At 41.4% G+C, this 26,382-nt stretch carries 18 protein-coding genes; 10 read left to right on the top strand and 8 right to left on the bottom strand.

Translation table 11 applies throughout. The features are described 5' to 3' along the window. Positions 1 to 28: 28 nt before the first annotated feature. The 3 genes from JUI58_RS15070 to JUI58_RS15060 all read right to left on the bottom strand — a co-directional run bounded on the left by JUI58_RS15070 (position 29) and on the right by JUI58_RS15060 (position 8,337). On the bottom strand, positions 29 to 3,433 hold the full coding sequence (locus JUI58_RS15070) for a S8 family serine peptidase (protein ID WP_204104620.1): 3,405 nt from the start codon (positions 3,431 to 3,433) through the stop codon (positions 29 to 31). Positions 3,434 to 3,595: 162 nt separating this feature from the next. Further along, positions 3,596 to 5,044 carry a PEP-CTERM sorting domain-containing protein gene (locus JUI58_RS15065; RefSeq protein WP_204104619.1) on the bottom strand — a complete coding sequence of 483 codons (1,449 nt, stop codon included), beginning with the start codon at positions 5,042 to 5,044 and terminating at the stop codon, positions 3,596 to 3,598. Between the two features lie 437 nt (positions 5,045 to 5,481). Then, a complete protein-coding gene (locus JUI58_RS15060; RefSeq protein WP_204104618.1) occupies positions 5,482 to 8,337 on the bottom strand; it encodes an S-layer family protein in 2,856 nt (951 codons plus the stop codon). 126 nt (positions 8,338 to 8,463) lie between these two features. On the opposite strand from JUI58_RS15060, the gene JUI58_RS15055 reads away from it, so the two are divergent. Both JUI58_RS15055 and JUI58_RS15050 read left to right on the top strand, forming a co-directional pair. Next, on the top strand, positions 8,464 to 10,170 hold the full coding sequence (locus JUI58_RS15055) for a ShlB/FhaC/HecB family hemolysin secretion/activation protein (protein WP_204104617.1): 1,707 nt from the start codon (positions 8,464 to 8,466) through the stop codon (positions 10,168 to 10,170). Between the two features lie 48 nt (positions 10,171 to 10,218). After that, positions 10,219 to 11,226 (top strand): YHYH protein, encoded by a 1,008-nt coding sequence (locus JUI58_RS15050; RefSeq protein ID WP_204104616.1) that lies wholly within the window; start codon positions 10,219 to 10,221, stop codon positions 11,224 to 11,226. Positions 11,227 to 11,239: 13 nt separating this feature from the next. On the opposite strand, the gene JUI58_RS15045 is transcribed toward JUI58_RS15050, so the two are convergent. Next, entirely contained in the window at positions 11,240 to 11,701 is a 462-nt protein-coding gene (locus JUI58_RS15045) for a DUF29 domain-containing protein (RefSeq protein WP_204104615.1), read from the bottom strand. A gap of 270 nt (positions 11,702 to 11,971) precedes the next feature. Between JUI58_RS15045 and JUI58_RS15040 the strand changes: the two genes are divergently transcribed. Then, positions 11,972 to 12,175, top strand: a complete 204-nt coding sequence (locus JUI58_RS15040; protein ID WP_204104614.1) for a hypothetical protein — start codon at positions 11,972 to 11,974, stop codon at positions 12,173 to 12,175. After that, positions 12,176 to 13,099: a histone deacetylase gene (locus tag JUI58_RS15035; RefSeq protein ID WP_204104613.1), complete on the top strand. Its 924-nt coding sequence runs from the start codon at positions 12,176 to 12,178 to the stop codon at positions 13,097 to 13,099. Here the strand turns inward: JUI58_RS15035 and JUI58_RS15030 are convergent. Further along, a complete protein-coding gene (locus JUI58_RS15030) occupies positions 13,096 to 13,338 on the bottom strand; it encodes an HNH endonuclease (RefSeq protein WP_204104612.1) in 243 nt (80 codons plus the stop codon). The two genes, JUI58_RS15035 and JUI58_RS15030, sit on opposite strands and share 4 nt — an antisense overlap. A 971-nt stretch (positions 13,339 to 14,309) precedes the next feature. After that, complete coding sequence (locus JUI58_RS15025; protein WP_204104611.1) at positions 14,310 to 16,769, bottom strand: dynamin-like GTPase family protein; 2,460 nt, start codon at positions 16,767 to 16,769, stop codon at positions 14,310 to 14,312. A gap of 169 nt (positions 16,770 to 16,938) precedes the next feature. Here JUI58_RS15025 and JUI58_RS15020 point away from each other — a divergent pair, with 169 nt between their 5' ends. Continuing rightward, entirely contained in the window at positions 16,939 to 18,861 is a 1,923-nt protein-coding gene (locus JUI58_RS15020) for an ABC-F family ATP-binding cassette domain-containing protein (RefSeq protein WP_204104610.1), read from the top strand. A gap of 11 nt (positions 18,862 to 18,872) precedes the next feature. On the opposite strand, the gene JUI58_RS15015 is transcribed toward JUI58_RS15020, so the two are convergent. Continuing rightward, positions 18,873 to 20,081: a hypothetical protein gene (locus tag JUI58_RS15015; protein ID WP_204104609.1), complete on the bottom strand. Its 1,209-nt coding sequence runs from the start codon at positions 20,079 to 20,081 to the stop codon at positions 18,873 to 18,875. A gap of 325 nt (positions 20,082 to 20,406) precedes the next feature. On the opposite strand from JUI58_RS15015, the gene urtA reads away from it, so the two are divergent. The 5 genes from urtA to urtE all read left to right on the top strand — a co-directional run bounded on the left by urtA (position 20,407) and on the right by urtE (position 26,106). After that, positions 20,407 to 21,732, top strand: coding sequence for an urea ABC transporter substrate-binding protein (urtA, locus tag JUI58_RS15010; RefSeq protein ID WP_204104608.1), 1,326 nt, complete (start codon positions 20,407 to 20,409; stop codon positions 21,730 to 21,732). 107 nt (positions 21,733 to 21,839) lie between these two features. Then, complete coding sequence (locus JUI58_RS15005; RefSeq protein ID WP_204104607.1) at positions 21,840 to 23,000, top strand: branched-chain amino acid ABC transporter permease; 1,161 nt, start codon at positions 21,840 to 21,842, stop codon at positions 22,998 to 23,000. A 39-nt stretch (positions 23,001 to 23,039) separates the two neighbouring features. Beyond that, complete coding sequence (urtC, locus tag JUI58_RS15000) at positions 23,040 to 24,221, top strand: urea ABC transporter permease subunit UrtC (RefSeq protein ID WP_204104606.1); 1,182 nt, start codon at positions 23,040 to 23,042, stop codon at positions 24,219 to 24,221. A gap of 5 nt (positions 24,222 to 24,226) precedes the next feature. Then, positions 24,227 to 25,372, top strand: coding sequence for an urea ABC transporter ATP-binding protein UrtD (gene urtD / locus JUI58_RS14995; RefSeq protein ID WP_204104605.1), 1,146 nt, complete (start codon positions 24,227 to 24,229; stop codon positions 25,370 to 25,372). Between the two features lie 32 nt (positions 25,373 to 25,404). After that, on the top strand, positions 25,405 to 26,106 hold the full coding sequence (gene urtE / locus JUI58_RS14990) for an urea ABC transporter ATP-binding subunit UrtE (RefSeq protein ID WP_204104604.1): 702 nt from the start codon (positions 25,405 to 25,407) through the stop codon (positions 26,104 to 26,106). 11 nt (positions 26,107 to 26,117) lie between these two features. Here urtE and JUI58_RS14985 read toward each other — a convergent pair. Continuing rightward, positions 26,118 to 26,382: Uma2 family endonuclease (locus tag JUI58_RS14985; RefSeq protein WP_204104603.1), on the bottom strand; the 265-nt coding region annotated here is incomplete at its 5' end.

Below are 26,382 nucleotides of genomic sequence, written 5' to 3'. Positions count from 1 at the left end.
CTTTTCCCAATTCTCCGAGATGTTCAGATTAGCTATATTTTGCCATCCAGATATCAGCACTACCTTGATTTATACCTCCCAAATCTCCAAAAGTGTAACCTGTCAGATAGACACTATCTTCGCGATCGATCGCCAGATCGAAAGCCACATCGGTAGAATTAGATCCCAATTGATCTAGCCATAGTTGATTGCCATTGCGATCGTATTTTGCCACCCAAGCATCAGCATTTCCTGAGCTTGCTTGGCCTAAAACACCTGTAGCCATGCCTGTAACATATGCGTTACCTACACTATCCAATTCAATCCCCCAAGAAACTTCACTTTGTTGCGATCCAAGTTGTTGTTTCCACTGTTCTTCTCCATTTTTATTATATTGAGCCAACCAAACATCCCAGCCACCGCTATTCGTACCTCCTACATCACCCTTCGTATAGCCTGTTACCCAAACATTTCCAAAGCGATCTACAGCCACATCTGTTGCTCGATTATCCGAACCATTAGCAATTATTTTTACCCACTCTGAGGAACCATTACTATTCAATTTAGTTACCCATGCTTCAACTTCACCTGCTGTTGTTGGTGATAAAGGATTGCGATCGTGTCCCGACTGCGACCAACCTGTCATATAAATGTTACCAGAATCATCAACTGTAACCCCTCGGCTAATATCCAATTTATCAGTTGAATAAAATCTTGCCCAATCTCTTGTACCATTTGTATCGAATTTGACAATTAAACCACTTGTTTGACGCTCATATCGACCACTTTGTCCAATATCAAAATAGGTATTTTCTCCGACGACATAAACATTCCCTATATTATCAACAGCAAGATCGTAAAAAGAAATAACATAATTGCTAAGTTGTTCGAGCCATACTTGATTTCCGTCTGGATCGTATTTCGCTACCCAACCTTCTATATCGCTAGAGCCGTAATTACCTTCTAATGAAGCCCAAGCAAAACCTGTCATATATACGTTACCTGCACTATCAACAGTAATCTTCTCAATTCGTTCGTCTTGACTCGTTCCTATTTGTTGCGTCCATTGTAAATTGCGATTTCGGTCGTATTTACTCAGCCAAATATCAGTATCGCCAGCATTAGCTGCCCCTAGATCGCCAGATGTTTCTCCAGCCAGAAAAATATTGCCCTGTCCATCTACAGCGATCGCCCAAGCTCCATCAGAACTCGATGTTCCTATCTGTTCGCTCCATTCTAAATTTAAGTCAATCGTTTCTAAGGCTTTATGAACATTCAATCGTCCTTCACTAATGGTTTTTCCTTGTAACGAATTGAGAGGATCGATTCCAGTTGTCAAAAGCCCTTTGAGTGCTGAAACTGATAAAGTTGGATTTTCAGCTAATAATAAAGCTGCCGCACCGGCTACATAAGGCGTTGCCATTGAAGTTCCATCTCGTCCACCATAACTATTTCCCGGAAGTGTACTCAAAATCTGCGTTCCGGGTGCAGCTAAATCGACTGTATTGGCTCCAAAATTAGACAAATATGCCAGATTATCTTTATTATCTGTTGCAGCAACTGAAATGATATTAGGAAGATTATAATTGGCTGGATAAAAACTAATCGAATCATTATCTTCAGTATCATTACCTGCTGCTGCAACGAGCAAGACCCCGTTATTATTGGCATAGCTAATCGCATCATATTCCAATTGCGAGTAAATATTCCCACCTAGACTTGCATTGATAATATTAGCCTCATTATCGGTTGCATAGTGGATACTTTGAGCAATAGCATCAAGAGATAGAACACTTTGCCCAAAACTTGAAGCATTATCTCGGACACCTAACGCCATTAAACTAACATTTGGACTGACTCCAACGACTCCTAAATTATTGTCTCCTACTGCACCAATAATTCCTGCGACGTGAGTACCGTGACCATTATCAAAAACAAAAGGAAGCATTTCGTCCATTGGATCGGCATCATTGTTGCCGAAGTCATAACCATAAATATCGTCAACATAACCATTGCCATCATCATCAATGCCGTTTCCCGCAATTTCTCCTGAATTTTTCCACATATTCGGAGCAAGGTCTTGATGATTATAATCAATACCCGTATCAATGACAGCAACAACAATATCTTTACTACCTCGCTGAATGTCCCATGCTTCTGGAGCATCAATATCTGCATCTAGTGTACCCCCATTTTGTCCGGTATTATTTAACGCCCATAAATATTCAAAATCGGTATCGTTGGGTTGCCAAGTCAAGCGACGAATAGCATTTAATTCGCTGGCTTCAACTTTACTCAATGTCAGCATTTCGTCTCGAATTTCTAACACATTGGTTTCGGTTTCAAAGGTTAATAATCGCCATTGATGTAAGGGAGAATCGGAACTTGCGGTATCAGGAATCAATCGCTCGATATCGATCGCATCATAACCTCCAATTAACGCTTGAATATCGGTATCCTCGAGATCGGCAGCAAATTTAACCAATAACTCGCCTGGTTTGTATTCGACTCCCGTTTCCGGATCGATAGGAAGAGGTGCGATCGCATCTTCAACATCGATATAATCTAATATTTCTTGACCCACTTCCGTCCCCCTCCAATCATTATCCGGATCGATGACATCATCCAACGCGATCGCCTCTCCAGTTGCCCCTTTAACGCGGAAAATAAAGTCATTATAATCGAGATCGCTTCCCCCATCAATTCGCATATCTTCTAACACGAAGGTGCTACCCTCTCCCGTAACATCGGCAATTTGTCCCATTTGCAAACTGTCGTCAGGGTTAGCGGTAGAAAGGGAAAAGAGAGGACGTAAAGAGCCATTTGCATCGGGATTTTCAGAAAGTTTTTCAACCGTTCCATTGGGAACAAACATCACCCCAAACTCATCTCCTTCACGCATTTGGAAAGTTTTTTCACCTAAATATTCACCACTATTCCAACTTTTTTCCCCGAGTTCGCCACTAAATCGCGCTCCCTCGATTTTATCGCTAATAACGACGTAACCTTGCTCAGAATTGCTCAAAGCGCGATCGCTTGCTTCTTGGATAAATTCTCGCGATCCTGGTTCAAATTCGTCCATATTTTCTAAACTGAAAATAGCGAGTTCTCCTTTGAATTTTCCACCATCAAAGAGAAAATCAATGGTAACTTCTCCACTATCGCCGACGGTAAAAACACCAGAGTCAAATTGTTCGTTGACTTGAGGAAGAGAAAGACTGTTAAAGAAAGGAATTTCCTCAAATTCATCGAAGTCAATATCAGTGGCTTCTAAAACAGAAAAGCCGATATCTTGTGCCTCTGAAAAATCTGTTTCATCTCCTACAATATCGATAATATCAATTCCATCTTCACCGATCGGGAGAATTCCCGATGGTGTAAGAATGGGTTCGAGAATGAAAACTTGGAAAAAATGATGCTGTGAATTTTGGCGATCGCTCTGACAAGAAAACAATTTTTTGAGCAATGAAATGAACATAATATCCTCTAAATTTTTGGGGTTAATATTCGAGATTCGATCCGCAATTCATTTCAATGTATTTTTTGTATGAGACGGGGATTTTGAATCCCAGGCAGACTCGCTACTTTCTATTAAATGAATGTTTCAAAAACTCGTTCAACAAGATTTTTTCAGCTTTGCTAAAAATCCTCCCAAAAGCATTAATCCTAAAAGCGCAGAAGGTTCTGGAACTGATTCGGGTTTACGATTTTTCGGCGGATCGGGTTTGCAACCAGAAATCAAACTGCCATTTTTGTTGTCACCGATCGCAGCCATTGCGCCTTTATTACATAACCCATAAAGTTGTAAGCTATACTCTCCTTGAAGGCGATCGGGAACGTAAAAATGTTCTGGCTCATCGAGCAAATTACCTGTATAGAAAGCGTCGGGAATTTCATTCAGTAATCCTAGTTCCTCTGTATATCCCAAACGTCGCCCCTCCGGATCGGTGAGAATAAAATCAAGTCCCTCAAATAAACCATGTAACCAATTGTCAGAAGGCGCACTATTTTGATTCGTCAAAAGATAGTGCATATAAGCAGGAGAAAGAGTGGAAAATGGTATCCCACTAGACGGATTGCGATTCCCATATTGAGTCTGACATTGTACACTGGTGGGAAAAACCGTTAAGCATTCCCAAGGTGCATTTTGAGCTACCATAATGTCAGTGACATAGAGAAATTCTAAGTCATTCAAAATAAATCCTTGGGGATCTTCGTCTGTATGAAAAAATTCTCCTCCCAGCAACGTAATCCCAGCTTCTTCGGCGGCTCTTTCAATGAGTCCCACTCCTGTATAAGTGCCGTAGTAACCTTTTTGGGCATAAGGAGTTAAAAATGGCATATAGGATGGTTTCATGGTATAGCCTTTTCCCATTTGGGTATTGATAAATTGCTCCATTTTAGCTGCATCTTCTGCTGAGATTTCAACAATGTCTCGTTGTTCAATGGAAGTATTATCCGCAAGCTCAGAAAGGTGAACAAAAGAACCAAAAGTATGTTGATTTTGAACGCCATTATCGGCAGAGATCGCAACACCATTTTCCTGAAAAATATCCCAATAATTGCCGTTAGAATAGGCTGGACTTGATTCGTAAATTTTTCCATCTTGAAGCAATCCTACATGAAGAAAAGAATTGCTTCCTTCGGGTTGGAGAAAGACTAAATTAGAACTCGGAAGACTAATTTTTGCTTCAAATGCGATCGCATTGCTACCAGCATTGGGTGCATCTAAGGAAAAATCAAGAATAGTACCCTTTTTCACATCGAGAAACCATTCTGAGCCTATATTGGCAGTTGAGTTCGTGCCTTGTGTAGCAAGACTCAACGCATCTAACAGTTTTCCATCCATCCAAATATTGGTCTCGATCGCGCCAGTTCCCGTAGTTGTGAGGGTGTTATTGAGTTTAATTTGTCCCTCAAAAGGACTTTCCCAATGCAAAGTCTGACCGTGTTGATTGAGTGTTTTATTAAAGAATAGCGTTTGTGCGGTGGCCGTGTTAGCTCCCGCAAACAGCGCGATCGCTGTTGCGGTTAAACCCAGTGCCAAATAGCGTGTATTTTCCATAGTGATTGACGATCCCCTCCTAAAAAACAGAGATTCTGGACTGTAATAAACAACAATTCAGGACAGCGAACTCTTACCTCTTATTCCCCTCTCAGTTTTGAGTTACCTGTTTTATGCAGCTTAAATAAATTTTTTCTAACAAGATTTTATTCTCGCACCGGAGCAAAATCACTCAATTAACGGAGATAGAATGTAAAGTTTTAGTAAAGATTTTGAGCATACTTCATCGTAACTTTACATTTTCCCGGATTTCGAGGTTTAGTTTCGATGCACCCCGAACAATTGAACAAAAAGGAAAGTTCACGATCGCATTGCAACAAATAGCGCAACCAAATCGGCTTTCAAACTCTTCTCTGATCTAACCCAACTTTTTTATGCAGCATCGTCAATTTTCTTTATAAAACTTAGTCTTACTAGCGATCGCAAAGCACATAATACTAACTACAAGGTAAAAGGAGGCGATCGCTTGTGTCTCGGGCAAACAAGACAACCTCTCCTTTTTCATTAACTCCCCACTCTTGTGCCTCAACAATACGATTTGTAGCGCGATCGCCTTGATATTGGGGAAGGGTGGCATCTTCCCAGACTTCGCTACTACTGAGAGGTGCGGAAGAATTATCGCGCAAACCTCCTCGTCCTACGTTGTAAAAAGCAACGGGATTTTCTCCTACATTGCATCCTCGCGCTACTGTGGTATCAATGAAAGACTCGGGAATACCATCCAAACTAAAGTTATCAACCCCATTTATTGTCACTGTTCCATCAATGCCCAATACCGAGGTTGCTGTAAAATCACTTTCGGGAGTGCGAACCCCTCGAAATTGCCGAAACCCAAAAATTCCTCGCGCTTTAGCATAAATATCTCCCCCCCGACCCTGAAAAGCACTGGCAACAATATCGCTATTTTCCGTTAAGAAAGCGATGATAAATCCTCCCACATCCATCGTGATATTACCCCCATTGCCAAAACCTCCTGCTTCTGCTGAAATTTCGCTATTGAAACGCAGGAAAATAGACCCAGCAACCGTTAACTCGATATTGCCCCCATTTCCTGCCGCAGTCGAGGCCGTGAGTTTGCCGCGATCGCTTAACAGAATGTCCTCGGCATTCACTGTTAAAGTGCCTGCATTTCCGGTTGCTTCACTTCTGACAGAAACTTGAGAATTATTCTGCACTGTTAAATCTCCCGTGTCGAGTTGCACATTTCCCGCACTCCCGCTACCTGTCGATCGCGCAACGATGCTGCTATTACTATCGACAAGAATGCGATCGCTTGCAAAACTAAAAATATTTCCTCCTTGTCCATTCACCGTTGAAGCTGAAATTTCACTATTATTTTGCACCGTTAAATCTCTCGTATTGAGTCCTATATTTCCCGCACTCCCATTTCCTGTTGCTTGAGAAATAATGCTGCTGTTGCTATCAACGAGAATGCGATCGCTGGCATTAACAGAAACCGTTCCTCCCTGTCCATTGACCGCAGAAGTCGAAACATGACCACTGTTCTGTACAGTTAAATCTCTCGTATCGAGTTGTACATTTCCTGCACTCCCATTTCCTGTTGCTTGAGAAATAATGCTACTATTGCTATCAACAAGAATGCGATCGCTTGCATTAACAAAAACTGTTCCTCCTTGTCCTTCTTTCGTCGAAGCCGAAATTTTACTATTATTGGTTAGGCTCAAAGATTGCAAATTTTGTAATGTAATTTCTCCTCCAGATGATTGATTGGTTTCCCCAGAAAGTAGTCCTTGATTATCTAACTCCACAGTATTTGCTGTAATATTCAAATTACCGGCTGCCCCTGTGCCTTCACTTTGAACGAGAATTTGAGCGCCATTACTAACAGACAAGCGATCAATATTCAAATTTATATTTCCAGCATTAAAATTATTAGCAGTTGTAGTAGTTAATACACTAGGACTTCCATTACTCGAACCGCTTAGACTTACAGAAGTCGCGTTAATATTCAAATTTCCTCCCGACCCCAAGCTAGTAGCATGAGTTGAAGCAGAAATTCTAGCACCATCTTGTATCGTTAAATTTTCAGCATTTGCTGTGATATTCCCGCCATTTCCCGTTGCATTAACACCCGATTCAGAATAAATTCCACTGAAATAACCAGTAAGATTGATATCAGTTACATCGATTTGAATATTACCTGCATTACCTTCTCCAATCGTTGAAGTTTGAATACTTCCTCCATCTTTTAAATTCAACTGATTTGTGGAAATCTCAATATCACCAGCATTGCCACTTCCTCCTAAATTGCGAGCAAATAAACTACTAGGAGAACCAATAATATTAAGAGATTCAGATGTATTGATTTTTACAATACCTCCGTCTTGGTTATTTGACGTAGAAACAGAAACAAATGAACCTCCAGATAGCGTTAAATTTCTGCCAGTAATCTCTACATTACCATTAGAAGCAACGAGATTGGAAGATGAAAGATTAATGTCATCCCCTTTAAAATCAACATTACCATTAGAAGCAACGAGATTGGAAGATGAAAAATTAATATCATTCCCTTCAAGATTAACAGTCCCATTAGGAGTAAGAATATTGGAAGAGGAAAGATTTATATTATTTCCGACAAAATTAACAGTCCCACTCAAATTAATCAATTGAGATGAGTTCAAGTGAATATCTCCACCAATTAAAGAAATAGATTTGCCGCCAAAAAATACCCAATTAATATTTTCGACTTGAATTGGAGCTAAGTTTGAGCCTACTTGCAAGCCGACAGGAACACTCATTGTTAACAGAGGTGTTCCCGTCGCTGAAAATGTCGTCCCATCGGCAAAATTTACTCCTATTCCAGTGCTGGCAGTAAATGAACCTTGAAGATTAAGAGAAGAATTAGCACCAAAAATAATTCCGTTCGGATTGAGAAGATATAAGTCAAAATTGGGATTTATTCCAGCTTGAATTGTACCTTGAATATCAGATAGACTTCCACCAGTCACGCGAACAAAAATATTTTGAGAGTTATAAGTATTATCAAAAGTAGTAATGTCACTGGAATTAGGAAGTGAAAATTGCAACAGACTGTGAAATGTATTAGATCCTTGGGGTGTTCCAACAGAAATTGTACAAGATATTGCCCCTGAACAAGATCCACTTGCGCTTGTCCCTAATGTTGGGTCTGTTATAACCTGTGCTTGGACAGGAGAGAAACAACTCAACCCACAGAGGAGAAAACTACCGAGAAACCCTATGGGAGGGAAAGAAGTGCGATACAGTTCTGCTGCACTAAACCGATCGCGCCATCGCAAAGAAAATTTAAACATCAAACTCAACCCTAGAGATCATCTAGTCCTTTCTTGGATGAAACAGGAAAATTTTATGCAAAGGAAGAAAAAGGTAATATAACTTTAACCTAGAACGCTCTCTCAAGAGAAATGAGGTGAAAAGCGATGATATTAAAAAAGTTAGCACTTGTTCGGGTAGCGATTCTACTACAAGTTCTCTGTTTAACCTGTCCTGTCTTTACGATCGCCTTCTTCAGCAATCCTAGGGCGATCGCACAACCCATCGATCGCCCCCCACCAACACCTACTAAACCCCCAGAAACCCTTCCCGATCCCGAAACTTTTATCCCCCCTCCTTCATCTCCTCCCCTTCCTCCCGAACCGCGATCGCAGGGGACATTTACAATACAAAAATACAAAGTGACAGGAAATACCATCTTTAGCGAGGCAGAATTTGACGCAGTAACGCGGGAATATACTGGAGAAAATATTACTTTTGCTGAAGTTGTGCAAGCGCGATCGGCGATCGCACAACTCTATCTCAGTCAGGGATATCGCACCACTGGGGCTTATATTCCCTTACAAACGATGCGAGAAGGAGTCCTCGAAATTCGCGTGGTTGAAGGAAAGGTTTCTCGCATAGACGTAGAAGGACTGCAAAATCTGAATACAAGTTATGTTCGCGATCGCCTCTCTCTCGCGATCGCACCTCCTTTAAATTTCACAACCCTAGAAGAAGCGATCCAACTCCTGCAACTCGATCCCCGCATTGCTAGAGTTTCGGCTAACTTATCCGAGGGAGTTGAGCCTGGAGAAAATATCTTAAATGTGGAAGTTAAAGAAACCCCCGCGATCGCCGGACAAATTGGCAGTAATAATCACCGCGTTCCCAGCGTTGGCAGCCTTCAAGGGCAATCGTCTCTCACTTACGCTAATCTCCTCGGCTGGGGAGATACAGTGAATTTTAGCTATAATCTCAGCCAAGGGAGTAATCTTTGGGAAGTTGGCTACAATCTCCCCGTCAATCCTCTCAATGGAGCCGTACAACTGCGCTACAATCAAACCAGCAGTGCCATTATCGACCCCGATTTTCAGATTCTCGATATTGAATCGCGATCGCATTCCTTTGAACTGGGTTTTCGCCAACCGATCGCGCGATCGCTACGAGAAGAATTCGCCCTAGGATTGACTTTTTCTCACTACGATAACCAAACTTTTTTACAAGAAACCCCTTTTCCTCTCACTACAGGATCGGAACGAAACGGTAGAACAGGCCTTTCTGCGCTAAGATTTTCCCAAGAATGGCTGAAACGCTCTAGAACAGACGCGATCGCCTTTCGTTCTCAATTTAATTTCGGCTTGGACTGGTTCAACGCAACCATCCATGAAACGGCTCCCGATAGCGATTTTTTCAGTTGGCGCGGACAGTTTCAATGGGTGCATCGTCTCACTTCCGACCTGACCTTATCACTTAGATCCGTCCTACAACTCGCCGATCGCCCTCTCCTTGGCGTAGAGCAATTGAGTTTGGGGGGAAGCAGCACCGTGCGGGGTTATCGCCAAGATACCCTCGTTGCCGATAATGGCTTTTTTGCCTCCATCGCCCTACAAATCCCCGTTTTGAAGATTCCCGAATGGGAAAGTGAGCTTTATCTTTCTCCTTTTTGGGATTATGGTATCGTTTGGAATAATTCGGGAGGGATGGAACTACAACAGCAAACCCTATCGGCGATCGGGGTGGGTTTAACATGGCAAATAAGCGATCGCTTTCTGGCACGTTTAGATTGGGGAATTCCCTTGATTTCGGTCGATCGAACTTCACAAACCTTACAAGACAACGGTTTGCACTTTTCCTTGATTCTCAATCCTTAATTGAGCCTGCTACGATCGAAAAAAATGTTTTCTAGATTTGCGAGGGAAATGAAAAAATACTTACAGAAATGGCGATCGGGTTTGGTGCTAGTTTTGCTGGGATCGTCTCTAGCAATGACTTTAACGGGATTAATGGCGAAAGTTTCTTCAGCTATTCGAGAGCGATCGCACACTTCCTCTTCCCAGCCCAACAAAGCTGCAAATCTGAAAATTGAGGGGAATTATCGCATTATTGCAGCCAATGGCATTCCCGATCATGAAACGGGACAATTCCCCAATCAAGGCAATCCTAACCGTATTTCTAGCCAAAATTATAGCTTTCGCGTTCCCCTCAACCCAACCCCAAACCCTCGCGCAACTTTAGCCAGGGGTCCGATGTTATTTGGGGTTGCTCTCAATGGTGTTCCTTTTGACCCTGGCACCGCCGAATTTTGGACTCCAGAGGGACGAAGAATGGGTCGAGGTCAAAATACTTCAGGATGGAATTATGAGGCGCTTACGGGCAAAATTGACCTGGGTTTAGACCAAAATAATGCTCATGTTCAACCTGGCGGTGCTTATCATTATCATGGTGTGCCGCAAGGATTGATCCAAAATTTGGGTAATGGTGAAAAAATGCAGCTTCTCGGTTATGCTGCTGACGGGTTTCCTATTTATGCAGCTTATGGCTACAAAAACGCGACAGATCCGGGTAGCGGGACCCGGAAAATGCGATCGAGTTATCGCTTAAAGTCGGGGACGCGATCGGGGGGGCCGGGAGGTACTTATGATGGTACTTTTACTCAAGATTATGAATATGTTGCGGGATTGGGGGATTTAGATGAGTGTAATGGGCGGATGGGTGTAACGCCAGAATATCGCAATGGGATTTATCACTATTACATTACTGAGGAATTTCCTTTTGTTGCTCGCTGTTTTCGCGGGACTCCCGATAATAGTTTCCGCAAGGAACCCCCAAGAGGACCCGGAAATGGTCAACAACGACGCGATCGCGAAGCGTCTCCAAGGGAAAATCGTCCTTTCCCTCCACCTCGCAGAAGACCTCCCCAACAATAAATAAATGCAATTTCTAATCTCCTGCGGGTAAATATTCTGGGTTTAAAGTTTCTTCTAGGGTAAAGGGAGAAAGTTCGGGAAAATAACTCAGAGAAAGTCCTGTTTCTACAGAGGTTAATTTTCTAGCGTTTTGATAACTTTTAGGATAACATTCTACTAAATAATTTCCCAAGCTGGGACTGATTTCAAGGTCTTCAAGAATTCTTTGACGATGTTCAAGAATTGTAAATAACCAGCTATTACTGCGTTTTTCCGGTTGATGTTGATATTTTAAGAGGTGCATGAGCAGAATTTTAAGATTGCTAAAGATAGCTTTTCTCTCTCGTCTGCTCATGTCTTCAATTTCTGCAATTAAGTTTACCCAATCAACTTGCTCGAGTTTTCCTGTTTTGATTTGCTCGAGGGTTGTTTGTAGCCACAGATAATAATCGCGATCGTAAAGATGAGAATGGGTAGAATTGAGCCGAGTTTGCACGATCTTTTCCTCCTCTAATCGAAAAGATAGCCCAAAAAAATCTCATCTATCTGCATAGGTCTATCATTGTCCTGAAATTGTAACATCCGTAGAATTACGGTAAGCATTCTCGCCTGTGAAATATATAGCAGTGATTTTACTCACATCTTAAGGTAGATGCGATCGCCTCCGCAAGAGACGAAGTTCACGGTTTTTGTCAAGATTCCATCACCAACAAATCCAATAAAATAAGAGATGATGGAATCATTGAAAACAAAGCCTTTCAGAACTATGTTGACTCAAATCCAATTGATCCCCGGTGCTATCTCGGAAATTTTTGCCTCTGCGACAGAAACAGGTATTCTTACTTTAAGCGATCGCTACGGATTAATGGCTGCTGCTCTTGATGAAGGTCTGGATGACGAGGAAAGAAGAGCCGTAAATCGCATTCTCCACTTTGTTAAACAAGGACGTATTGCTGTAACTGCGGTTTAAATGATTCTTCCCATCGCTTACCATCCTAACTATGTGACTCCTTTACCAGAGGAACACCGTTTCCCGATGCCAAAGTTTAAACTTCTCTATGAATATCTTTTAAAAGAGAAAATTATTTTGCCTGAGTGGGTGCATACCCCGGAAATTCCCCCGCAATATTGGTTAGAGTTGGTACACGATCGCGCTTATGTTAAGGCTTATCTCGAGGGAAGTTTGTCCCCAAAAGCACAGAGACGCATTGGTTTACCCTGGAGTCTAGGTTTAGTCACCCGCACCTGTACTGCGGTGGGAGGGACGATTTTAACGGCTCAATTAGCGCTACAATACGGTATCGCGTGCAATACCGCAGGGGGAACTCATCACGCTTTTCCCGACTATGGATCGGGGTTTTGCATTTTTAATGATCTGGCGATCGCCTCTCGTGTCCTGCAACATCTCAATTTAGCAGAAAAGATACTGATTATCGATCTTGATGTGCATCAAGGAGATGGAAGTGCTTATATTTTCCAAGATGATGACACGGTGTTCACTTTTTCAATGCACTGTGAAAACAATTTTCCTCACCGCAAACAGAAAAGCGATCGCGATGTTTCCCTCCCAGTAGGGTTAGATGATGAGGGATACTTGCAAATATTGGCTAAATATTTACCCGATCTCCTCTCGGAAGTGAAACCGGATTTGGTGTTATATGATGCAGGTGTCGATCCTCACGTTGGCGATCGCTTAGGGAAATTAGCGTTAAGCGATCGCGGTATTTATCGACGCGATCGCATGGTTTTAAGTAGTTGTAAGGCTTTTGGTTATCCAGTTGCGGCGGTTATTGGCGGCGGTTATACTAAGAATAATTCTCAAAATATGCAAGATTTAGTTTATCTTCATTCTCTCTTACATCGCGCCGCACGGGAAGTATTTGTGAATATTTAACTAAAATGACGCTTAAATCTGCGATCGATGCGATCGCTTTTCTGTTGGTTACAGTCACCACAGAGGGTTTGCAGATTACTCATATCGTTACTTCCTCCTTTAGCAAGGGGAATTATATGATCGACTTGCAATTTTACTTCTTTATTACTTGTTCCGCAACTCTGGCATTGATAGTTGTCTCGTTCAAAAACATATTTACGGACGGAGGGAGGGATGGGAATTCTCGGTGTTTTTTCCATTGGTTTATTGAGATGCTTTATTCTTTCCTCCCTGTTTTTATTTCTAACTAATTTTTTAACCAAAAAGGGAGTTACAGGAGCGCACACACTCCCACTCTGTAAAGATATCATTGTCAAGTCAATAAAGTCAAGTAAAAATTAAACATTTTTTTATCTCATTCCTTAACTACTAAACAGATATCCTTAACCAATATAGAGAATTTTGTTAAACAGCACATTTGCAAACTTCCCCAATCGATTTTAATGAATTTTTGGGATGACGGATCGACGATTCAAACAGATGATTCAAAATTAGATGATCTTTCAACCCCTGCGATCGCCAAACCATCAAGATCATCAAAACAATGTTTGCTTTTTCATCAATTTTTCTGTTCCTCTTTTCTGTTCCTCTTTCTAACTATTTCTTAGCTAAAAAAAGGGTCTACAGGAGCGCACAGATTCCCACTCTGTAAGGATACCATTGTCAAGTCAACTAAGTCAAGTAAAAATTAAACAATTTTTCATCTCATTAGATTTTTAGTATGAGACGGGAATTTTCAATCCCCGACGGATCGACGATTCAAATAGATGATTCAAAATTAGATGATCTTCCAACCTATGCTGTTAAGCATCTAAACGGCATTATCAAGAATCCCAAAAACCTTGGAGTGCGACCATCTTGGTCGCTAGCGATCCGTTGTTTAAATGTGTTTTAGCTTATGCGATCGCCAAACCATCAAGATCATCACAACAATGTTTGCTTGTTATCAATATTTTCTGTTCTTTGTTCCTGTTCTTCTTTACCACTCCTTTCTTATCTCAGAAAGGGGTTACAGGAACGCACACACTCCCACTCTGTAATAATACCATTGTCAAGTCAATAAAGTCAAGTAAAAATGAAACAATTTTTCAGCTATTTTTTTAAGGACGGAACGACGGTGCGATCGCAGAAAATAGCCCAGAAAGGGCGCAATAATTGCACCCCTATGAGTTTATGTAGTGAAATCATCTTCCTCTTGAATGTCTGACTCCTCCTCTAACACCGTATTGTCAACAACCGGGGAAACAAACTCAGTATCAGCGATAGTAGGTAACTGCTTATCATACAGTTGCATGGATTGTAAGCAATTATTAATGTCCGTCACTGCATCATTATATTCAGCAATTTTTGCTTCAATTTCTTCCTGAGTGCGACGGTTGCTGGCAATTTTTTCTTCAGCCTCCTGTTCTAGTGTCTGTTCCAGATAAGAACGAGCGCGATCATATTGTTGTAAAATATCATCAGCTTGCTGTTTAGCCATCGGTAAAATTTGGGTTTTTAGGGTTTGATTCACGGTTTGGCGGAAAGTCTGGCGAATTGTCTTTGATACCTTGGGTTCAAAATCTAACTTTAATAATTGACGAATAGCAGGTTCAGCCTCAATGATACTTTCTGCGTCATATCCTTGAGAAGTTTGCTGTAATGTTTGCCGAAATTGATAAATCGAAAATGTCCCTTCATCGTAAAAGCGAGGACTTTCGCGAACATAGCGATCGCATTCCGTGCGTGCCTCGCTACTTAATGCCTCGCATAACATATCCTGCAAGCGCTTAATTTTCACCTCAATGCCTCCATCATTGCCCAACAAACGGTAGAGTTGGCGATAGTGTTCTGTCTTTTGTAAGCGTTCTAACAAGCGCTGACAGAAATTCATTGCCACCATTTTAACATTAGCAATCAAAACATCTTCTAGTTGATTAGAAAGATAATAAAGCGCCTCTACTAAAACAGCTAATAATGGTGCTGTTGCATTGCGTGGATGGCTTTTTGTTGCGCGTCCATAGGCTTCCTGAACCGAAAATGTTTGTAAGAGTTCATCCAAACGATTCACCATTTTTTCTTTCAGAATGCGAAAATCAGACTCAAATAAGCTATCTTCATTGATAACAATTTGATTGATTTCCTCTTCCATATACTCTTGAAACTCTTGTCCGACATCTTGTAATTGTTGGTTTAAGCGCTCTAATTCCCGTGCTTTCATCGCATCAATTTCGCGAGGCTGGCTTTCTAATTCCTGACGATTGGCGATATAATACTTGCGTAACGTAATGCACAACGGCTGTAAATCGTCCGCAAGATTAGAAAATAATTCCGGTCGTTTCTCCTCCGTTAAATAGCGCGTAATGGCACTGCGAAACTCCTCAATTCCACTATCTTGAATCAAGCGTTCCATTAAAGGTTTTCCCCATTCGCTGAGAATGCGAATATAATTTTCATTGGGAGTCTCATAACCATGCACAGAAACGCGAAACTCACTCCCAGAAAGTTTGCCGGAATTGGCACAATAATTGTTAAACGCACTAACAAATTGAGGCGTATCTTCCTCCCCTCCAATTCCCTTGACACTTTCCACAAAAAGAGAATCTAAGCCAAAGCGATCGCTACTATTGGTCTCTTTAACTTGACTGCCATAAAATCCCAGTAAACCACTGGTTTTGTAAATGCGATTGGTATCGCGAAACTGACTAGAAATCAAACTTTCTAAACGCTGACGTAACTGAGCATTGTACCATGTTTCATCGATGCGATTGAAAACATAAAAAACGCGATCGCGGATGCCGGAATTGGCTCGCATTTTCTCTAATAACTCCGTCTCTTCCGTGGTCATATCCCCCGCAGATGCGGGTTTTAATACTGTCACTACTGCCGAAGTTTCGGGGTCTTCAATTTTGTTGTAAGTTAACTCTGCATCCTTCTTCACTGGTGCATCAATTCCTGGCATATCCACCAAAACATTACCATCTTCTAAAAGGGGATGATGACAGTAATATTGTAAGCGCTTCAGCACCGAACTATTGTTGCCGCGACGAGCATAACCCGCCGCTTCTGCTAAATTGGAAAAGTTAAACTGTTCCATAGAATAAGTCGCATTGCGTATTGTTTGAATGCGATCGCGATTGCTAATATATCCTTCTAAAAGGAGAGAGAGTGCTTTTGCTTGTTTAGCACGTTCTGACTTGCTTTCTCCCCCTTCAGCCGCGATAATTGCTTCGCACCCCTGTTGCAGAAGATCGAGAATTTCTCCTTGATTAATGTTCCCCGATGCGTTTAAATTTAACTTATGACAAAGCATCTGAACTTGTTCGCGAATTTCTGCCTCGCTTAAAAAAGTTAAAACCACTCGTTCGCGATCGGGTTCTGCATATTCAATCGAACATTCTGTCCCCGTGGCATGACCTTCCGCACTGTATAATAATTCTCGTTCTAATAGGGCATTAATAAGCATCGATTTCCCCGCACTAAATGCCCCAGCAAAGACAATTTCAAACTTTGGCGCGATCGCTTTCTTTAAAGAAGATTCTACAGCCGTTGATGTTTGCTGGGTTCGTAGAGAGGGTTCTTGTTGCAATAGTTGCAATAAGATCGTAACTCGTTCCTGAAGATTGGCGCATTGAGGGTTATTTGAATTCATCTTGTTTTTACCGAAAGAATGTGATAGTGACTTGCTGGATATAGTCTAACTTCACTGAATATTATATCAACATGAGTGAGTGATGCGATCGCTATTTTTGGCAAAGAAAAATAATGACGAATCGATGTCATAATGAGATAATGGCAATTTCCCTGTTTTCCCCCAACTTATGAGTATCCTGACCCTGCAAGCGATTAAAAAAGATTTTGGTATTAAAGAAATCCTGCGGGAAGCGAGTTTTAGCGTTGAAGATGGCGATAAAGTCGGTTTAATTGGGGTCAATGGTTCGGGAAAATCTACCCTTTTGAAAATGATTGCGGGGCTAGAATCTATTGATGGGGGGAAACGCTTGACGCGATCGGGGGCGAGAATTGTCTATCTACCCCAACAGCCAGAAGTGGACGAAAATTGCACCGTCCTCGAACAGGTTTTCGCCGATAGTAGCGAACAAATGAACTTGGTGCGCGAATATGAAGCATTATCCCTGAAAATAGCCAAAGTAGAAGGAAAAGAACGCGATCGCCTTATCTCCCGTTTAGCGGCGATCGGGGAAAAAATGGAGGCAACGGGAGCATGGGAACTGGAAACTAATGCTAAAATTGTCTTGAGTAAGTTGGGAATTACTGACATTGAAGAGCGAGTGGGCAATCTTTCTGGGGGTTATCGCAAGCGCATCGCCCTCGCTACAGCCTTGCTCTCAGACCCCGATTTACTGCTCATGGACGAGCCAACCAACCACCTTGATGCTGAATCGGTAGAATGGCTGCAAAACTACCTACAGGGCTTTCGCGGGGCATTACTGCTGATCACTCACGATCGCTATTTCCTCGATCGCGTCACCAACCGTATTTTAGAGATCGATCGCGGGGACCTCTACGGTTACGCGGGGAATTATTCCTACTACCTCGAGAAAAAAGCCCTCGCAGAAGAAGCCGAGGCCAGCAGTCAACGCAAACATAGAGGAGTATTGCGGCGAGAATTGGAATGGCTCAAACGCGGTCCAAAAGCACGCAGTACCAAGCAAAAAGCGCGGATCGATCGCGTCCATGAAATGCAGGATAAAACCTTTAAAACCGCCCGAGGCAAGGTCGATATCGATACCCCTGGACGACGCATCGGTAAAAAGGTCATCAAACTGGAAAATGTGAGTAAATCCTATAGCGATCGCCTTCTCATCAAAGATTTCTCCTACGAGTTTAGCCCAGAAGATCGCATCGGGATCATTGGCGGTAACGGTGCGGGAAAATCAACTTTAATGAATATTATTACCGGAAAAATTCCCCCCGATACGGGAACGGTAGAGATCGGCAGTACCATTCATATCGGTTACTTCGACCAACACTCCGACGCGCTTTGGTCTGCCTTAGAGGAAAATCAGCGCGTTATTGATTACATTAAAGAGATTGGGTCTTACGTGCAAACCGCCGACGGCACGCAAATTAGCGCCTCACAAATGCTAGAGCGATTTCTCTTTCCTCCTAATCAACAGTATGCCCCCATTAACAAACTTTCGGGAGGAGAAAAACGGCGTTTATTCTTACTGCGAGTATTGATGGATGCGCCAAATGTTTTGATTCTCGATGAACCCACCAACGACCTTGACGTGCAGACTTTAGGGGTGTTAGAAGAGTATTTAGAAGAATTTAACGGTTGCGCGATCGCCGTCTCCCACGATCGCTATTTCCTCGATCGCGTGGTTGATTTTATCTTTGCGATCGAACCAGGAGGAAAATTGCGCCAATATCCAGGCAATTATTCCCTTTATTTGGACTATAAACAAGCCGAAGAAATGGAAGCGAAGGAGGAAAAAACACCGACGGTAAAGAAAGAAAAAGAAACATCACCAAAGCAAGCTAAAATTCAAAGCCGTCCCCGTCGTCTCTCTAACTATCAACGGAAAGAACTAGAACAATTAGAGCAAAAAGTTCCTCAACTTGAAGCAGAAAAGAGCGAGTTAGAACAGACAATTTATCATAATCCTCCCGAAGGTTACACAAAATTACAAGAACTCACCGATCGCCTGGCAAAACTGAATGGAGAAATCGAACAAGCAACAGAAAGATGGTTAGAATTAGCCGAATTAGATGTTTGAAATTGATACTATTATTTAGCAGTTTTTAACTTCAGTTCGACCAAAGTATAATTTTTGATTTCAGTTTGTGTTACTTCCTGAATTTTTGTTTCTTCTTCTAGAGTAGCTTCATACACCTTGCCAATTATAAGATCGATCGAGTCATCTTCAGTAATCTTAGCATTAATTGCTCCTTCATATTCTGTACTGTCTTCAATATCTTTAATGAGAAACTTCCTTTCTTTCTTTTTAACTCCTTCCCCAGCAACAATCAATCGACCTACAATTTTAAATTGTCTGGGTTCTTCAAGTTCTATTTTCTTAATAATTTCAAGCGCTCTGAGAATATTAGCATAGTCCAGATTAGCGCGATCGCTATTTTCTGGATTAGTGGCACCCCAATCAAAATTAAGATCGGATTCTAATTTCGCTAATTCAGAGAAAAAAGATTTTATCTTTTTCGATGGATCTCCTTTATATTCTGACAATATTGCTTTAAATTGATCGACATTTTTCGCATTACTTGCCTTCATTAAATTAAAAAATTCCTGAGATACTTCCTCAGCAAGAGTTTTACCGTGTATATCAAATTGTTGATTGGGAGGAAATGCAACCTGTACTCCAAAAGAACCTTTGAAAGTTCCTAGAACTGATAATTCAAGTTTCTTTTTGGTTTGATTTAAGCTACTATATCGACTCGGTTTAAATCCTCCAAAAATATCCAATAATTCCTGTAAAGATTTAAAAACTAAACCTAGATTTTTTGCAGGAACTTCTCTTTTTCCTTTATCTAAAAAAGAGGAAATTTTTATATTTAAAATTTCTCGCTTCTTTTCTAAAGCTATTCTAGAAGGTGCTTCTAATGCTAACAATATTTCTTCTTGAGATATTTGTTCAACTTCTTCCAAAACTCCAACTGCTTCAGCCATTCTCTTCGAAAAATCAACAAGTTCTGAATCTAATGGTAATAATAAACCAAACTTTTCTTCATCTCTTTCATATACCCATATAGACAACACATCGGCAACCTCTTTGTGTTTTTGCCAATTATTATTTTCAAGATATTGTATGAATCTTTCTGGAAAAATAGATTCAAACCGTTCGAGAGGTAAAGTTTTCATTGCATCAATTCCACCATGATCTAGAGACCGAGGGCTGTTTATAAACGAGTAGCCACTTATAGCAGCAAGCATTTGTATGTAACCATAACTAAACTCCTCTTTCTTTGTATTATCATCCATGAGAACAAGATTTTAGACGATTTGCTCTCACGATTATCCCATAAGGATAACAAAAAACATCAAGTATTTTTAAAACCGACAAGAAAATTTACTAAAAAAGCTCTTAAATGAGATAAGGAAGAAAACGAACCAAACCTTTCTTTGTCAAGACATTTTAAGATTATCTAGGTATTTTAAAACAACAGAAATTGAAAGAATTCAAAACAAGGAACAGATTTTGTATTCCTCGCTACAAAAGGTAGAGACTTCTAGCAGTACCATACACACCTCGACTCTTTAATTTTAAAGAGCGATCGCATTCCAAAGAGAGGTAGATAAAACGACTATGATCAATCGACTAGGACGAAGAAAATTCTTGTTATATGGTTCTGCGGCTTTAGGAACGAGCATATTGCTCAAAGCCTGCACAACTGAAACTGAAGGTTCTTCAGAAGAATCCACAGAAGAATCTACAGAAGAATCTACAGAAACATCGAGCAGCGGAGATACAATTAAAGTGGGAATTCTCCACTCTCTAAGCGGTACGATGGCCATTAGCGAAACCACCGTGGTTGATGCCGAGAAATTAGCAATTAAGGAAATTAATGAGTCTGGTGGTGTTCTCGGCAAACAAATTGAAGTTGTCGTAGAAGACGGAAATTCTGACTGGCCGACATTTGCAGAAAAAGCCGCCAAATTAATCGACCAAGATAAAGTTGCCACTGTTTTTGGTTGTTGGACTTCAGCCAGTCGTAAAGCCGTTTTGGATGTTTTTGAATCCAAAGATCATATGCTTTGGTACCCCGTTCAATACGAAGGTCAAGAATGCTCTAAAAATATCTTCTACACGGGGGCAGCCCCCAATCAACAAATCGAACCTGCCGTCGATTGGTTATTAGAAAATAAAGGTAAAAAATTCTTCCTAGTGGGTTCAGATTACGTCTTCCCTCGCACTGCTAACACGATTATTAAAGAACAACTCAAAGCCAATGGTGGGGAATTAGTGGGTGAAGATTATTTACCCCTTGGCAATACAGAAGTAACGCCAATTATTACCAAAATTCAAGCCGCTTTGCCTGATGGTGGAGTGATTTTCAACTCTTTAAATGGAGATAGCAATGTTGCCTTCTTCAAACAGTTGCAAGGTGCAGGACTCGCCCCTGATAAATATCCGGTCATGTCTGTTAGTGTAGCAGAAGAAGAAGTTCGGCAAATTGGTCCTGAGTTCCTCAAAGGCCACTATGCTGCGTGGAACTATTTCCAAACCGTTGAAAGTCCTGAGAATGAGAAATGGGTTAAAGATTTTAAAGCCGAATATGGCGAAGATCGCGTCACCAATGACCCAATGGAAGCTGCCTACATTATGGTTTATTTGTGGAAGCAAGCTGTTGAAAAAGCAGGCACCGCAGATGACCTCGAAAAAGTTCGCGCTGCGGCGATCGGGCAGGAATTTGACGCACCAGAAGGTAAAGTCACAATGAATGCCAACCACCACATCTCTAAAACAGTACGAATAGGCGAAATTCGTGAAGATGGTATGTTTGACATTGTTTGGTCAACAGATGGTCCCATCGATCCCTTACCTTGGAATCAATTCGTCCCTGAAACCAAAGGTTATGGGTGCGATTGGAGCGATACTGCAAAAGGCGGTAAGTATAAAATAGAATCCTAATTTCCGTCGTAGGGACGTTAAATTTAACGTCCCTTCACCAGTCAGCAGTTATTGGGGTTGGTAAGTATTCATTCTTTTGCGGTCGTCAATTTATTAATAATTGAAAAGTGTTGCAACTATTTTTTGGATTATTTAATGGGATTAGCATTGGCTCAGTATTGTTAATTGCGGCACTGGGTCTTGCTGTTGTATTCGGACTCATGGGCGTGATTAATTTGGCTCATGGGGAACTCATGATGTTGGGGGCATACACAACTTTTGTGGTGCAGAATATCTTCAAAATGCTAGGGGATCCTTGGTTTGGTGCTTATATTTTTGTCGCTTTACCTGTGGCATTTATCGTCGCGGCTTTGGTGGGACTTGCCCTAGAAAGGGGAGTCATTCGCTTTCTCTACGGACGACCGTTAGAAACGCTTTTGGCAACCTGGGGAGTCAGTTTGATTTTACGCCAGTTTGTCCGCAGTGTTAATGGAGTTTTAGCGATTGGACTGGTTGTTTTTTGCTTGTTATTTTTTGGTGCTTGGGTCTTACTCAGTCGTCGTCTTGATTGGCAAAAAATTCGTAATGGTGTATTAACTATTTTGGTATTTCTTTCGACAGGTATTGCTACGGTTACTGGCTTTTTATTAAGCGGTCAAAAGGCTTTGGCAAAACCGTGGTTCAGTGCCAGAAATGTTGATGTTACTGCCCCTGCTTGGCTGCGAGGAGGGCTTCCTCTTGGTAACTTTCAAATTCCCTATGCGAGAATTTTTATTATCATTTTAACGATCGCCTGCATCGTGGGACTTTATCTCTTTTTTAATCGCTCTAATTGGGGGTTGCGAATTCGTGCGGTGACGCAAAATCGCCAGATGAGTGCTTGTTTGGGGATTCCTACTAATCAAGTTGATGCCTTAACATTCGCCTTGGGATCGGGACTTGCAGGAATTGCAGGAGTTGCAATTACTTTACTCGGTTCCGTTGGTCCCAATACCGGACAAAACTACATTGTAGATACCTTTATGGTGGTCGTAGTTGGTGGAGTGGGGAACTTATTGGGAAGTATCATTGCGGCTATGGCGATCGGCACTGTAACTTATTTGGTTGGATCGGGAACGATCGCCTTACTCTTTTCTCAAAACTCAGCCTTACAAGGCATTTTTGATTTCTTCACCTTTTTTGCAGACAGCAGTATGGCAAAAGTGATGGTTTTCGCCTTAATTATTACCTTTTTGCAATTCAAACCCGCCGGAATTTTTCCGCAAAAAGGACGAACAGCAGAACTTTAAGAAAAGCCTGAATGCTGAATTGTAAAGGAATTAATTAAAATGATCAATCTCGATAAAGGTACGGTTATTAAACGCCAAAAACGGCGCAAGTTATTAATTGAAGGGATAGCGATCGCCGCGATCGGTCTTGTTCTTTGTTTACTCCTGCCAGCAATTTTGCCCGCATTTCGCTTGAAGCTATTAGGGCGCTTTTTATCTTTGGCGATCGTTGCTTTAGGAATCGACTTGATTTGGGGTTACACGGGGTTATTAAGCCTAGGACATGGCATCTTCTTCGCCCTGGGTGGTTATGGGTTAGCCATGCACCTGAAATTGCAATTACCGGAAGGGCAAATCCCTGATTTTTTCCCTCTTTATGGGGTTGAAAAATTGCCCTTTTTCTGGTATCCTTTCTATTCTTTTCCGGTTACTTTAATTGCGATCGTTTTAGTGCCAACAATTGTCGCAGGATTATTAGGCTATCTCGTTTTTCGCAATCGGATTAAAGGGGTTTATTTTTCCATTTTAACCCAAGCGGCTTTGCTAGTTTTCTTTAACTTTTTTAATGGACAACAAAAGCTCATTAATGGCACAAATGGATTAAAAACAGATACGGATACATTATTTGGCATGGTAGTCAGTTCATCGGGGATGCAATTAGCCTTTTATGAGGTGACAGTCTTATCGGTTCTGATTATTTATTTACTCTGTCGCTGGCTGACAAGCGGACGTTTTGGACGCATTTTAATTGCCATTCGCGATGATGAAAACCGAGTGCGCTTTTCTGGTTACGATCCCACGGGTTTTAAGGTTTTGGTTTTTGCAATCTCTGGAGGCATTGCTGGGGTTGCAGGGGCATTATATACCGTTCAATCAGGGATTATTACCCCTAGTTTTATGGAGGTTGCCTTCTCTATTGAAATGGTAATTTGGGTGGCCGTTGGAGGACGCGGTACATTAATTGGTGCTATTATCGGGACATTACTGGTAACATTTGCACGAACTTTATTAAGCGAACAATTTCCGGAGGTTTGGTTATTTTTCCAAGGGGCTTTATTCTTATTGGTAGTTACGGTACTACCGAATGGAATTGTCGGTTGGGTTAAATCTTGGGGCTGGGAAAAACTGCGATCGCTATTAGGACTCGAAGAACCAATGGTTACTTATCCTAGTTTAGAAAAAGATCCTCTTGTCCAACAAGAACGAGAAGAATTGGAATCCGTACAAGATAATCAGAGGTAAACAAAATGGCAGAAAAAATATTAGAGATTGATAATCTAACTGTTAACTTTGATGGGTTTAAAGCGCTGAATAACCTCAATTTCAGTATGGATGCGGGGGAGTTGCGCGTCATTATCGGTCCCAATGGTGCAGGAAAAACAACATTTTTAGATGTCATTACCGGTAAAGTTCAACCCACAGAAGGAACAGTACGATTTAAAGGGAAGAATTTACGAAAAATTGCCGAACATCATATCTCTCGTTTAGGCATTGGGCGCAAATTTCAAACCCCTCGAGTTTATCTTAATTTATCAGTTCGAGAGAATCTAGATTTAGCCTGTAATCGCCAGAAGAATGTTTTTGCAACACTGTTTCAACGTCCTCCAGCAACGGATAAACGGAATGTTTTTGGCTTATTAGAAACTGTTGGTTTAACAGCTAAAGCCGATCTGAAGGCCGATCTTCTTTCTCATGGGGAAAAACAACGCTTAGAAATTGGGATGTTAGTGGCTCAATCTCCAGAGTTACTGTTAGTTGATGAACCTGTTGCAGGGTTAACTGATGAAGAAACCGAAAATGTCGGTAATTTACTCTTGGCTTTAGCGGAAAGTCATTCGATTATCGTTATTGAACACGATATGGAGTTCGTGCGTCAAATTGCCCGTCAAGTGACTGTTTTACACCAAGGTTCGGTATTGTGTGAAGGGAATATGGATCGCATCCAAAATGACCCTCGGGTTATTGAAGTGTACTTGGGTCAAGTGCCTTCTATTGGCGAAAAAGAAATGATTATGTTGCGAATTGCTGCATCAATGGCTTGGGCAGATGGTAATATTGCAACAGAAGAAATTGATGTAGTTCTAACGCGGTTAAGTCGTCAATTTGCGGATGATGAGCAACAACAAAAAGAATTACAACATGAATTGCGAGATTATTTGGGGAGTAAGGTGGCGATCGCCGATTTAGTGCCTCAATTAGAAACCGTCGCAGAACGAGAAATCGTGCTAAAACTTAGTTATGAAGTCATTAGTTCCAGTGCAAGAACTGCCAGTGAAGATTTAATTAACGAAGAAGAAGCGATCGCCTATGTCAATTTAATTAAACTCCTCGAATTACCCGCAGAAACGGTCAAACGCTTGGAAGCAGAAGTTCAAGCAATGTCAAAATCTTAAACTATTATCCATTTCCTCTTATTGATTAGCCAATGTTAAATATTTCTCAACTCAATGTTTATTATGGAGAGAGTCACATTCTCCGCAATGTCGATCTCAACGTTACAGCCGGACAAATGGTCTGTTTAATTGGACGGAATGGTGTCGGGAAAACGACATTATTAAAAACCATTATGGGACTACTTAAACCGCGTTTGGGAACAATTAAATACAAAGGAGAAGAGATCGGCAAAAGAACCACCGATCGCCGTGCTAAAATGGGCATCGGTTACGTCCCCCAAGGTCGAGAAATTATTCCTCGCGTTACAGTTAAAGAGAACTTACTCTTAGGACTAGAAGCGCGTCCCCAAGGGAGAAAAGGCAAACAAGATATCCCCGACCATATTTTTGAGTTATTCCCGGTCTTAAAGACGATGTTAAGCCGCATGGGAGGCGATTTGAGTGGAGGTCAACAGCAACAACTGGCGATCGCGCGGGCTTTGATGGGAGAACCGCAATTATTGCTTTTAGATGAACCTACAGAAGGGATTCAACCTTCGATTATTTTAGAGATTGAAAATGCGGTAAAAGGGATCATCAAAACTACAGGAATTTCAGTGCTTTTAGTCGAACAACATTTGCATTTTGTCCGTCAAGCCGATCGCTATTATGCCATGCAAAAAGGTGGTATTGTGGCATCGGGAAGTACTAGCGAATTGAGTCAAGATGTGATTCAACAATTTTTGGCTGTTTAATTTTTGCTCTTTTAATCGCGATCGCCTTCTTCTGCATCGGTAAAATCAACTCCTTCATAAAGATCGCTAAAACTAATCTCAAACTCGAGGGAATTTAAGGCGATCGCGCTTTCTTTCCCTGTATATTCACTTAAAACCCATTGATTCGCATCGTTTTTCACATATTGCATCGCATAAAGTCGTTTTTGGTCAATTAAAATATATTCCTTCATCTCTGGGATCGATCGATAATATTCAAACTTATCTCCGCGATCGTAATTCTGAGTTGATTTGGAT

The organism is Spirulina sp. CCY15215, assembly GCF_016888125.1.
GTDB lineage: Bacteria > Cyanobacteriota > Cyanobacteriia > Cyanobacteriales > Spirulinaceae > CCY15215.
Note: the sequence above shows the minus strand (reverse complement) of the source record. Positions and strands in the feature narration are given on the sequence as shown.